Origin of the sequence: Planktothricoides raciborskii GIHE-MW2, from assembly GCF_040564635.1 — a bacterium.
GTDB lineage: Bacteria > Cyanobacteriota > Cyanobacteriia > Cyanobacteriales > Laspinemataceae > Planktothricoides > Planktothricoides raciborskii.
The window spans coordinates 5,025,724-5,038,692 of the sequence record NZ_CP159837.1; the positions used below are offsets into that span (position 1 = coordinate 5,025,724).

Sequence of the window (12,969 nt, forward strand, 5' to 3'; positions counted from 1 at the left end):
CTCTTAAAAAAGCAGAGTTAGGGGGATTGATGTTTTTGCCAGAATTGCTCCAGAATTGTTGATTAAAAATCTACCCCCCGCTTTAACTCAACCCCTTGGTTAGCATAATGCTTATGGCAGTAAACTTCTGAGTGAATGCTGGCCAATTCAAAATAAGCGGGGATATTTTGACAACGACCTGTAATAATAATTTCCGTATCCCGTGGTTTGCGTAAGAGGGCTTCCACAATGGGTTCAACCGGGAGTAATTCTAAATCCACCGTAGGATTTAGTTCATCCAAGATAATCGTTTTATATAGACCAGAGGCGATCGCTGCCCTAGCAATTTCCCAGCCTCGTTCCGCTTCCACATAGTCGATTTCTTGTTGTTTTCCCCGCCACACAATCGCATCTCCCCCGCAACGCTGATGATCCACTAAATGAGGATAACTTTGGCGCAAAGCCGCGATCGCCGCATCCTCAGTGTAGCCGCTGCCCCCTTTCAACCATTGCATAATCAACACTCGGTGAGATTGGTCTTGGGAAATGCCTTTGCCAATGGCTTGCAAAGCCTTACCCAAAGCACTGGTAGACTTGCCCTTACCTGCCCCGGTATAAATTTCAATCCCACTTAACCCCTGTTCCGCCGCTAACGGATGATATTGCGGCTTCATTTCCGAATGTAAATCAGCAATTTCCAGTAACGCCGCCGGGGTATTGCGACCCGTGGCAATAATTTCGACATGTTCTGGTTTATGCTGGAGGGTGCGGACAACTTCATCGACTGACAACAATCCCAAATCTAACAGGGGGTTCAGTTCATCCAAGACCACCACGGAATACAACCCAGAGGCGATCGCCCCCTTGGCCACATCCCAACCCCGTTGGGCTTCCATGCGGTCAAAGCGGGTAATTTCATCGGGACCAAAAAATTCTGCCCGACCTGTGCGAACTTGGTCAATCAAATGAGGAAAGCCCTGTTGCAAAGCAGCGATCGCGGCATCTTCCTCGTACTCTCTCCCTGGCCCTTTCAGAAACCGCAGCAGTAGCACTCGACTCTGATCCGGGGTATTAATTCCCAGGCCAATTGAGCGTAAAACCACGCCCAAAGCGGCTTGAGACTTCCCCTTGCCAGCCCCATCATACACATGGATTTGACCTATAATCCGGTTTTGAACTTGAGCGGTGCGAATGCCGATCCCAGCGCGTGTCATAATTTCGTCTCTTTATCCGTTGTGAATAGTATCAGTAGTAATTCGTTAAGCTAATTGGGAACGCACAACTATAGCATGATTATTGCCTAGTTAAGATAATTTCCTGTTTCTGTCTAGTTTAGAATATCAGAAAGAACTTATGCAGCGTAACCGAGATGTTTTCTTCCTGTCAAGTTAATAAAAAAATCGATTTTTGCCGACTTACCAACCCTTTTTAGTTTCCCCGAACCGATTAAATCATGGTTAACTTTTTCAGCCAATGCCTTTTTCCGTTTTTCTATTTCCTTATTGTATTTTGATTGCAATTGTGAAATGCTTTCCTCAATTATTCCTTTAAAAACCGTTTTTTTTCAAACTTTTTTTTTGTTAATTCAAATTACAATTGAAGCATTATTTTTTTATAAATTTATCAAAATATCTCGAAAAAAAAGCTTAGAATATTCCATCCCAGTCAACTTATTCTCTAACATTATTGGTTGGTTAATTTTTTTTGTATTTGTACCATTGGCAAACTCAGAATTTCAATTTCAATTAATGAACTTTATTTTATTTAATAAATTACCACCCAATCCAGAGTGGCTTATACTCACGTTCTTTATTGTAGTATTTGCTTTGGCATTAACCTTAAAAATTACGACATTTATGCTAATGGAGAGAATTAGTAAATATTCGGATGAACTGGAAACCCCAACCAAAAAAAAATATAGACATTTATCGCTATATCAAATAAAATACCGCAAAAAATATCAGGTTATTATTTGGGGACATTCCTTGAGTCATGGAATTATCTTATTAATTTTAATCTTAGTCAACTGGAATTCAAAATGAGTCCAATATTTCAACAGATAAAAGACTACGTTAACCTTTTTAAGCCACCGAAAGCTATTTCATGGCAAACCATCATACTGCTGAGTATGTTTTCTGGTTTATTTGCATTTTTTGCATATATTTTACCTGGCAATAATGGGATAATTGCCGCTAATTTTACGGCAAATTTTGCTTTATTATTTTTAATAATAGGTGTTTTTTGGCTGCTAACGGAAAAACGTTCAAAATTTTTTGGCATTAAACTGAGACCCATTATAGTTAGCTTATTAATTTGTGTATTTTTATTTAAAACCATAGAAATTAATTTCGTGTTTGTGTTTGGGCAATTTGCCCCAATCCTTTGTGGACTGATGGCGATTATACCGGAATTTTTTAACAATTTTAAACCTAAGCAACCTCAGCCAGAAAAGCTCAAAGAATTAATCAACATTTTTTTGATTTACTTATTAATCAGTTGTTGGTTTACTTTTTACGTTTTTATCCAAAATTGGGCTGAAATAAATTATCCTAAAAACTTTTATATTAATCAAAATTTTAGCCAAAGTTTTTTTGTGGTGCAGACATTACCAATTCAGGACAAAAGTTTTTCTATAAGTAGCAAAATATCAGAAGATATTTTAAATTATTTTGAAGTATATCTAAACAAACAATTAAATGCTAAACCTTGGTCAAGAGTTGAAGCTTATTTAAAAATGTTAAACTCTCAATATTTGAAAAATAAAATTAATCAAGTGTTAATCAATCAAATAGAAGACAGCCAATGGTCAGTGAGACTTGAAGTAGAGCCGATTGACGGCATCAATCCATCAACAATCTCAGAATATAATTTAACCTTATGGGTAATATTGTCAGGAAATAATGATAATCCAGAGCAATATAAGCTCAAAAAAACTTGTAAAGTTAGGCAAAGTTTTATAAATCCTTCTAGTTCCCACCCCAAAGCAGTTGCTGAATTTATTTGCGAAAAAACAAGCGTGATTCAGCCCCGTCATAATCCTTAACTTTTATTTAAAACCTATTTATTTTTTAAACTCCCCAATTATCAAAAATATGGGGAGTGTTTAGGCTTTCAATCACCGTTAGATCACCGATTAATCAGCGAGCAAATCCTATAAACTAACCCTGCTTAAAAAATATTTGTTAATCCCACAATGTTACTTCCTTGATTAGTCCGAGATTACTCAAAGTTATTGGCATCCCTTAAACATTGTTGAAACCCGATTGATTACGCATTAACTCTCGTCATCATCATCGTCTTCATCATCATATTCGTCATCGTCTTCATCATCATATTCGTCATCGTCTTCATCATCATATTCGTCATCGTCTTCATCATATTCGTCATCGTCTTCATCATCATATTCGTCATCGTCTTCATCATCATATTCGTCATCGTCGTCTTCATCATCATATTCGTCATCGTCTTCATCATCATATTCGTCATCGTCGTCTTCATCATCATATTCGTCATCGTCTTCATCATATTCGTCATCGTCTTCATCATCATATTCGTCATCGTCTTCATCATCATATTCGTCATCGTCTTCATCATCATATTCGTCATCATCTTCATCATCATATTCGTCATCGTCTTCATCATCGTATTCGTCATCGTCTTCATCATCATAATAGTAATACTCTTCTTCGGTGTCTTCCTCTTCTTCATATGCTTCATAGTAGTAGTTGCGATCGTCATCCTCGTACCAGACATCAGGGCTAAAATCGAGGTCAGTCAACGCTCGAATTGTCCAGCAGTCCCAACATAAATCAGGATCAGTCATATAGTTATATGGAATATAACAATAACCTTTGTCTCCCCAGTCCTCTCCCCAAGAGTTACGCACAATGAAGGCTTGAGATTTATCAGAATAGCCAACGCAGAGCATCGCATGGGCTCCGTGAGTTTTTCGCCCTTCTTCCGTATCTAAATTCGGCATAGGGACAATTCCCTGGCGACGAGCATGATCAAAAGAATTAAATAGTAATAGTCCAAAAGCAAACGGATATCCCTCGGCTAAACAATGTTTCATCGCGTACAGATCCACATTAATTTCTTCCGCTTCTTCGATGAGAAATTGTTTCGCTTCTTCATACGCTTCATCGGCAGGCCGCTTGTTGACTAATTTTGGATCATAAGGCCAAGTTTCTTCGGTGCAAGCACCCATTTCTTCTAATACGGCAATGCTGCCAGAAATGGTGCTGCCTTGATCTCCTTTGATGCGATCGTATTTCCGGGCATTGAAATAAACAAATAGACGGCTCACATCTCCCGAAAAGCCTAAAATTCTTTTGGCAAGATATTCATAAGCTCCGACTAAAGCATTGGCGGTACAACTGTTGACACTGGATTGATCTTCAACTTTGGTCATGTGCTGACGGAGGTCAACTTTCGGGGGTAATTCTTGAGATCCATAGCGACTGGTGGCATAAGCTCTGGCTTTTGGGGGGGCTTTTTGCGATCGCATACAGCCACCGATTTTGATTTTTTTACCAGTGGACTTTTCCACTAAATAAGATGCCTGATAGGTTTTGGCCATAAAAATATCCTCTTTTTTTCTTTAAGGGGAGTCAGTAAATACAGGGTAAAACGAAGATCAAATTCTGGCAACTACACAGATAGTTAACAGAGTAAGTTTAACCTTCCATCGAATTTTTGCTGGATCAGATCAAGGAATTATACTTGATAATAAGACCGATACCAGTCAACAAAGTGACGAATTCCCACTTCAATTGGTGTACTTGGCTTAAAGCCCACATCTTTGGATAAATCCTCAATATCCGCATAAGTGGCTAGGACATCTCCTGGCTGCATGGGCATCATTTGTTTTTGGGCTTTTACTCCCAAACAATCTTCTAACACTTCAATGAACTGAAGTAATTCCACTGGTTGATTATTGCCAATATTATAAATCTTATAAGGAGCCGCACTACTTCCAGGAGAACCACAATCAAAAGCATAAGCTGGATTGGGTTGAGGAATATGATCTAACACTCTAATAATTCCCTCAACAATATCATCAATATATGTAAAATCACGGCGCATTCGACCTTGGTTAAATACTTTAATTGGCTGTCCTTCTAGAATTGCTTTAGTAAATAAAAAATAGGCCATGTCAGGGCGTCCCCAAGGCCCATAAACTGTAAAAAATCGTAATCCGGTGGTGGGTAAACCATATAGATGACTGTAAGTATGTGCCATCAATTCATTGGCTTTTTTGGTAGCAGCATAAAGGCTGACTGGATGGTCTACGTTGTCATTTACGGAAAAGGGCATTTTGGTGTTGGCACCATAGACCGAACTGGAGGAAGCAAATACGAGATGTTTGACTTGATTGTGCCGACAACCTTCTAGAATATTGACAAAGCCAACTAAATTGCTATCTACATAAGTATGGGGATTGGTCAGAGAATAGCGGACTCCGGCTTGAGCGGCTAAATGTACGACTTTTTCCGGTTGATGACGGGCAAATAAGTCGGCCATTCCTGCGCGATCGCTTAAATCTAATTGCTCAAATTGAAAATTATCCAACTGATTTAATTGGGATAATCTGGCTTCTTTTAAAGCAACTTCATAGTAATCATTTAAGTTATCGATACCAATAATATTAATTTTTTGTTTTGAGATATTTTTGGCAACATAAAAACCAATGAAACCGGCGACTCCAGTTATTAATAGTTTAGTCATGTTTGTTGTGATTAAGAGATAAATATGTTATGATGAAATAGTATAATAATTAATTTAGGTAAAAAAATTTTTGAGATTTTGTGCCTAAATTAAAATATCCGGGAAAATCGATCGCCGAATTAACTCGGCTGAAAGACAAGAATGCAACTATCCTGGCGGCGATCGCCTAAGTCAATCGGATTATGCTTAATCTGATTGATAAGTATATCCTAGAGGAAACAAACAGCTTAAGCTAACGACTATACTTATGTTCAACCTAGATTAGATTAGCTGCCACCGGGGGATAAAACTAGAATGGACGGGGATTGGTTAAACCGAATCCCACTTCCAGCCTAATTATAGTTAAAGTATAGACACGGTGTCCCCTGTGGTTTAAAAATTTTAAGTGATTAGCCCCAAGGGGAGATTTGCCTGGATTGGCCGATAGTTCCGGCTGCTTCTGTATATATAAACTAATACTGAATAACCGATAAGTAAAACTTGACAATGATGCCAGCATATTCTAAAAATCAGAAACTTTTCATCCCCGGTCAGGGAAACAGCCCGTTGATTTCATCCCTAAATCTACCGATTCCGCGCCAGCGCGGATCGCGAATGCGAATCGCACGGATCGCTCTGTCTGCTTGGATTGCTCTGATAGTCTCATTACCAGCGATGTTGTATCCGCAACGAGGAGCGATCGCCCAGCAGATGCCCTCCCCAAAACCAACGGAACCAAACGCGGCTCAGACAAATCCCGCGCCCACCAATCCTGCGCCCACCAATCCCGCACCCACAAATCCCGCGCCCCCCAATCCCACCCAGACAAATCCTCCCAGAACCGTCAGCAGTCCACCCCCACCACAAGGCTTTCCTCCAGCAGCGCGAGTTTCACCGCCCCCGGTAGAAACCGCTTATACCCTCGGTCCGGGAGATGCCATTCAGGTGGATATTTTCAACGTCCCCGAATATAGTGGCTCCAATGGGCAGTATGAAGTGCTAGTCGATGGCACCATCAACATGGCGTTGATTGGTACGGTGAGGGTAGAAGGCTTAACCATCAGTCAACTTACCGGCTTGCTACAGCAAGCATATCGGCCTTATTTACAACGCCCAGAATTACTCACCGTCAAACTGCTGGCAAAACGTCCCTTACAAATTGGCATTGCCGGAGAAGTCAGACGGCCAGGTTCCTACACAATGGGAGGCACTGAGAGTGGCCCCGCAACCATCGCCCAAGTGATTCAACTCGCTGGAGGAATTACCCAATCAGCGGATATTCGTCAAATCCAACTGCGGCGGCGTCAACTGGGCAGACCGGATCAGCTAACCACTCTGGATCTAGCAGGCTTAATTCAACTAGGAGACCTCAGTCAGGACATTTCCTTGCGGGATGGTGACACAATCTTTATCCCCACGGCAACCACTTTTAATCCCTTTGAGGCCAGTCAATTAGCCAGTGCCACCTTATCCGGGGAAGCCACCGCACCGATCAATATTGTCGTCGTCGGGGAAGTGTCTCGTCCTGGTTCCTACACTGTCACCAGGGTGGATGGCACCGGCGGCACTCTCACCATTAGCCGCGCCCTGCAAACCGCTGGCGGAGTCAGCTTATCCGCTGATATTGGTAGTATCCAACTAATTCGCCGACCCAGAGCGGGCGCTCCCCAGTCCATCTCCGTGAACCTTTGGGAGATGGTAGAAAGAGGAGATCTGCTGCAAGACCTGATCCTGCAAGAGGGAGATACTATTGTCGTCCCCACGGCAGCCCCAGAGACGATGACCGAAGCCCGATTGGTGAAACTAGCAACATCAAACTTTGCCGCTGATACCTCACAACCTTTGAAGATTGCGATCGTTGGGGAAGTGACCCGTCCGGGAACCTATACCGTAGGAGCCGGTGGAGGAGGTGGAGATGCTGGAGGAGGTTTGATTGGACTTACCAGATTGACCCTCGCCTTGCAAACTGCCGGGGGCGTAACTCAATCCGCCGATATTGGCAATATCCAAGTGATTCGGCGACCGAGAGCCGGTGCCGAGCAAACCGTCTCAGTCAACCTCTGGGATATGGTGGAGCGAGGAAATCTCACCCAGGATATTATCTTGCAACAAGGAGATACCATTGTGGTGCCTACGGTATCCGCAGAGAATTTTGACCCAGCCCGTTCTATACAATTAGCCACAACCAACTTTGCGGCAGATACCTCTCAATCCTTAAATATTGCCGTGGTCGGGGAAGTCAACCGCCCCGGAACCTATACGGTGGGAGCCGGAGGCGGTGGTGGCACCGGCGGTGGAATCATTGGCTTGACCACGGTGACTCGTGCGATTCAAACTGCTGGTGGCATTACACCTTTAGCGGATATTCGTCAAATTGAGGTACGTCGGCAAAGGAAAGATGGGACTCAACAATTAATCGCTTTGGATCTCTGGCAACTGCTGGAAACTGGCGCACTCACTAACGATATTATTCTCCAACAAGGAGATACGATTGTGGTGCCCACCGCTACCAGTATCGATTTAGCGGAAGCCCCTCAAGTGGCTTTAGCCAGTTTTTCTCCCGGTGCGATCCGCGTCAATATTGTTGGGGAAGTTTTAAGCCCGGGGACGTTGGAGTTGCCACCGAATACTTCGTTAAACCAAGCATTGTTAGCGGCTGGGGGCTTTAACAATAGCCGTGCCCGTAAGGATGATGTGGAGTTGATTCGGTTGAACCCGAATGGCACGGTGAGTCAAGAGGTGGTGCCTGTTGATTTTAGTCAAGGACTGGATGAACAAACTAACCCGACTCTGCGTAATGGTGATGTGATTGTGGTGGGGCGTTCTGGATTGGCTAAAACCAGAGATACCCTCGGAGAAATCGGCGGAACCATTGGCGCTGTAACCAATCCGGTGCTGTCTGTCTTTGGCTTTTTAAACTTTTTCCAAATGTTTGGTGGCTCGAGCAGCAATTAATCGTCCTGTCGTTTTGGATGTTTTCTCAGAAAACTCCAAATTTTTTGGCTTGTGGGTTGTTTAGGCTGTTTTGGATCAGTCTACAATCCACAAAGCCATCCCAGGCGATCGCCATGTCGATCGCAATCTCGATCAAGTATCTTTTAGGATAGGGGTTAATCAAAAGTTATTTATGGGGTATATGAGGTAACAATGCAAACTGCACCAAATTCTCAACCGTCATCATTCGATCAAAATGGTAAACAGCCTCAAATCGTGCCTTTGTCATATTTGGCAGAAGTCCCAGATGCGGATGAGGAAGAATTGGATCTGGGGCAGTTGTTTGCGGTGATTCGTCGTCGAGCTTTTGTGATTTTAGGGGTGGCGATCGCGGTGACTGGGGCAGTTTGGGTCTGGACCGATAACCAAACCCCCCAGTATGAAGGTAAGTTTCAACTCTTGGTGGAACCCGTGACTGGGGAAGGGGCTAATTCCCTCTCATCCCGCTTGGGTGCGTTAGCCGGTGGTTTAGGTATGGGGATTCCTGGATCTAGTGGTTCGGGAGTGGATTACCAAAGCCAAATTGCTTTGTTAAGAAGTCCCAAACTGATGGAACCGATTATTCAACAATTAAAACCTAAATATCCCGAAGTTGAATATAAAACTCTGGTTACAGGTGAAAAACCCCCATTAATTATTGAGCAAAAGAAAGAAGCTACTAAAATTATTGAAGTTCGCTATCAAGATGAGGATCCGGAAAAAATAGACTTTATTTTAAAAAAATTAGCCGAAAATTATCTGAGATATAGTTTTGAAGACCGGCAAACAAATACTCGGAAAGGTATTCAATTTATTGAAGAACAATTGCCGCAATTAAGGCAAAGAGTGGATACGCTGCAAGGACAGTTACAAAAATTTCGCCAAGATTACAATTTAATCGATCCGAAAATTCAAGGGGAACAACTAGCGGGACAAATTACTAAAATTGACGATCAACTTTTAGAAGCTCAAACCGCATTGATTCAGCAACAACAACTTTATACAACTTTGCGGCAACAGGTGGGCTTAGATCCGGATGTGGCGATCGCTTCTTCGGTCTTAAGTGAAGCACCGAGCTATCAAAGCCAACTGAGTAAACTTAGGGAATTAGAAAATCAGATTGCCAAGGAATTAACTCGGTTTACGATCAATAGTCCCCAGATCCAAACGATGCTGCAACAACGCCAACAACTCGAAGGAATGTTGAGTCAAGAAGCCCAACGAGCCCTGGGCAAAGAAATTGTCACCGTGGCCAGAGTCCCCGAAGCCCAGGTTTACCACAACTCCGTGCGCTTAGGATTGATTCAACAAATGGTCGCTGCCGCCAGCCAAATTGAAGTGTTAAAAATGAGAAATCAAGTGCTGGCTCAAGCGGCGGGGATGTTGAGCGAATATCGAGAACAATTTCCGATTGTCATTCGCCAGTACACCGATTTAATGCGGGAGTTAGAAGTTGCCAGTCAAACCTTGAACCAACTCTTAGGTCAACGGGAACAGTTACGCCTAGAAGCCGCCCAGTCAGAAACTCCTTGGGAAATTATTGCTCTGCCCGAAATTCCTCTTAATGAAGATGGAGAAGCGATTCCATTTTCGCCTAATTTGCCCCGGAATTTGGTATTAGGGGCAATGTTGGGTTTAATGTTGGGTTTTGGAGCAGCATTGTTGGTGGAACAGTTAGAGTTTGTGTTCCATAATCCAGAAGATTTAAAACAAGCGACGGATAAGCCTTTGTTGGGGCTAATTCCCATTAGCGATCGCGCCAAACAGTTGGCAAGTTCTTCGTGGATTGCCGATTCTCATGGTCGAGAACGATTACAAGACGATCGCGATTTTGGCTTTTTGGAAGCTTTTCGGGCGTTGAATACCAATATTCGGTTTTTGAGTGCGGATCAGCCGATTCGGGCGATCGCCGTTGCTTCTGCGGTGGCAGAGGAGGGCAAGTCTACAGCAGCAGTGAATTTAGCCCAGGCAGCAGCAACAATGGGTCAGCGAGTTTTGCTGGTGGATGGGGATTTGCGCCGGCCCCAAGTCCATGCCAAGTTGGGCATTCTCAACCGAGAAGGGTTAAGCAATGTTTTGGCCACGGATTTGCAGGCAAAAGACGCGATTCAGCGATCGCCCATTGAAGAAAACTTATTTATCTTAACTGCTGGGACGCTGCCTCCTGACCCGATTCGCTTGTTATCTTCCCAGAAAATGCAACAACTGATGCAGCAGTGGTCGCGGGAATTTGACTTAGTAATTTTGGATACACCGCCTTTAAAGAATGTGGTAGATGGTCGGGTACTGGCGGGTTATACCGATGGGGTGGTCTTAGTGGTGAGTATGCGCCAAACTAATCGCAATACGATTCTGCAAACCTTGGCTGAGTTGAAAACTTGTGGCATTAAAGTGTTAGGAACGATCGCCAACGGAGTCAAGCCTCGCAGTGTCAGTTGGTACGATTATTCTTATCAGTACAATGCTCAAAATGATGCCGCATTTTTATCCGAGAATACGGTAAAACAATCGGAAAGTGAGGCTGGATAATTAAGAATTGATAATTGATAATTGAAATAGATAAATATTAATTATGAATTATCAATTATCAATTGTTAATTGTTTTCCTAACTTAATTGGACAACCACTTGATTATCTAACAAGATTTGATTGGTAAATAGGTCTTCTACGGTAATTCTGAGAAAGCGGCGATCGTCTACTTCAAAGAATACTTTAATGCGATCGCTTCCGGGATTTCCCGGCGGGTTTAACTGGGCAATACTGCGAGCCCCGTCTCGGTCATTTAACGGTTGTACGGAGGTTTGACCGGACATGAGGCTACGAGTGACTAGGCGATCGCCATCAAAATAGACCTCCGTTCCGCCAGTTTCCGCCCCCAACTCACCAATAATTAACTCAATACTGGGCTGATTTTCTAAGGACGCGCCTAACACTAATTCTACCGGCTTTTCCATCGGATACGGTTGCCCCGCTTGAATTAATTTATGCCAATTATGGCGAGAATTGCGCCGATCCCAATAGCGAATCCCATAACTATGATAAAGAAAATCTTTAATTTCAATACCTTGGTTCAGTTGTAACGCACCTTGGGCGATCGCTTCAAAGGGGCGATCGCAGCGAATTTTACTGCGATCGAAATATTGGCCAATCCAACTTTGCACCGCTGGAATTTGTACCGTACCTCCCACCAGCAAAACCGCATCAATATCAGACACTTCAATCCCCTGGCGTCGGGCTTGCTGAAGCACTTGATTCATCGAATCATCTAACTTCTCAAAAAACTGATTTTTTTGCAGAATAGTCTCAAACTCATCTCGACTTAACCCCAGTTCAATACTTGCAAAAGTTTCATCATTAAAATAAACCTCACTTGCCTGCTTTTGTAGGGATAACTGAATCTTCAAGCGTTCAGCTAACCGAGTCGTCAAAGAAGTTTTGGGAATTTTTTTCGTCTGCACAAAATAATCTATCAACCAATTATCTAAATCCGTTCCCCCTAAATTTTGCCCTGCTTTCGCTAAAACTCTGGCGTTTTTCACGGGTTGTCCAGAACTTTCGCTAAACAGTTTTTCGCCCCATTTGAGAATAAATCCCAAAGGTTTTTTACCACTGCTACTATCCAAACGCACCAAAGATAAATCCAGCGTACCGCCGCCAAAATCTACCACTAGCAAAAGTTCTTGTTCTGCCATCCCATAACCTAACGCCGCAGCGGTCGGTTCATCCAGCATTCTGACTTGTTCCACCTGCAAAGATTGGCAAACTTTTCCTAACCAATGGCGATAAGCTTCAAAACTATCTACTGGAACCGTCAGGATTAAAGAATCTACGGGCAACGGCACTTGACGCAATGAATTTAGGAGTTCTGAAAAGAACCATTCACCGACTTTTTCAAAGCTGATTATTTGACCGTCAAGTTCCGGGAGAAAACCTTGGATATCTGCCCCAATTCCCCGTTTAAAAGAGCGAAAAAATCGGGGGTCAGATTTGACATCAAAGCCTTGGTCGAGAACGGCTTGACCCACTTTCACCTGATTTTCGGCGGCATTTTGCACATAAACTAAACTGGGAATTAAGGGCGGATTTTGCCCTAACTGGGATGATAAACCCGGTAATTTAATGGTTTCTGCTTGCTGGGTCGCTTGATTCCAGCGAGTAATGACCGTGTTACTGGTTCCGAAGTCGATCGCTATTGACATGGGGAAAAATTTCAGAAATTAGGCGTTTAATCGTCTTATTCTAAGACTGAATCGGTCGATGATTCAAGCATGATGGGCAGAGAGAGGTCCCCCCAGAAGCCAGGTTTTTGGG

9 protein-coding genes are annotated in these 12,969 nt (G+C 43.1%); 4 read left to right on the forward strand and 5 right to left on the reverse strand.

The genetic code is table 11. The features are described from left to right. Positions 1 to 62: 62 nt before the first annotated feature. Complete coding sequence (locus ABWT76_RS21505; protein ID WP_054465467.1) at positions 63 to 1,193, reverse strand: cob(I)yrinic acid a,c-diamide adenosyltransferase; 1,131 nt, start codon at positions 1,191 to 1,193, stop codon at positions 63 to 65. A gap of 137 nt (positions 1,194 to 1,330) precedes the next feature. Continuing rightward, on the reverse strand, positions 1,331 to 1,498 hold the full coding sequence (locus tag ABWT76_RS21510; RefSeq protein ID WP_156331603.1) for a hypothetical protein: 168 nt from the start codon (positions 1,496 to 1,498) through the stop codon (positions 1,331 to 1,333). 7 nt (positions 1,499 to 1,505) lie between these two features. Here ABWT76_RS21510 and fraC point away from each other — a divergent pair, with 7 nt between their 5' ends. Both fraC and ABWT76_RS21520 read left to right on the forward strand, forming a co-directional pair. Continuing rightward, positions 1,506 to 2,021, forward strand: coding sequence for a filament integrity protein FraC (gene fraC, locus ABWT76_RS21515; RefSeq protein WP_190877419.1), 516 nt, complete (start codon positions 1,506 to 1,508; stop codon positions 2,019 to 2,021). Continuing rightward, positions 2,018 to 3,022 carry a DUF5357 family protein gene (locus tag ABWT76_RS21520; RefSeq protein ID WP_156331602.1) on the forward strand — a complete coding sequence of 335 codons (1,005 nt, stop codon included), beginning with the start codon at positions 2,018 to 2,020 and terminating at the stop codon, positions 3,020 to 3,022. The genes fraC and ABWT76_RS21520 overlap by 4 nt, the downstream gene beginning before the upstream one ends. A 231-nt stretch (positions 3,023 to 3,253) precedes the next feature. Here ABWT76_RS21520 and ABWT76_RS21525 read toward each other — a convergent pair whose 3' ends face one another. Beyond that, positions 3,254 to 4,558, reverse strand: coding sequence for a C1 family peptidase (locus tag ABWT76_RS21525; protein WP_354634928.1), 1,305 nt, complete (start codon positions 4,556 to 4,558; stop codon positions 3,254 to 3,256). Positions 4,559 to 4,695: 137 nt separating this feature from the next. After that, entirely contained in the window at positions 4,696 to 5,706 is a 1,011-nt protein-coding gene (locus ABWT76_RS21530; protein WP_190877415.1) for an NAD-dependent epimerase, read from the reverse strand. Positions 5,707 to 6,300: 594 nt separating this feature from the next. On the opposite strand from ABWT76_RS21530, the gene ABWT76_RS21535 reads away from it, so the two are divergent. Both ABWT76_RS21535 and ABWT76_RS21540 read left to right on the forward strand, forming a co-directional pair. Next, entirely contained in the window at positions 6,301 to 8,640 is a 2,340-nt protein-coding gene (locus ABWT76_RS21535; protein WP_354634929.1) for an SLBB domain-containing protein, read from the forward strand. Between the two features lie 192 nt (positions 8,641 to 8,832). Beyond that, positions 8,833 to 11,187: a polysaccharide biosynthesis tyrosine autokinase gene (locus ABWT76_RS21540; protein WP_354634930.1), complete on the forward strand. Its 2,355-nt coding sequence runs from the start codon at positions 8,833 to 8,835 to the stop codon at positions 11,185 to 11,187. A 77-nt stretch (positions 11,188 to 11,264) separates the two neighbouring features. Here ABWT76_RS21540 and ABWT76_RS21545 read toward each other — a convergent pair whose 3' ends face one another. Beyond that, on the reverse strand, positions 11,265 to 12,857 hold the full coding sequence (locus ABWT76_RS21545; protein ID WP_354634932.1) for an Hsp70 family protein: 1,593 nt from the start codon (positions 12,855 to 12,857) through the stop codon (positions 11,265 to 11,267). Between the last annotated feature and the right edge of the window lie 112 nt (positions 12,858 to 12,969).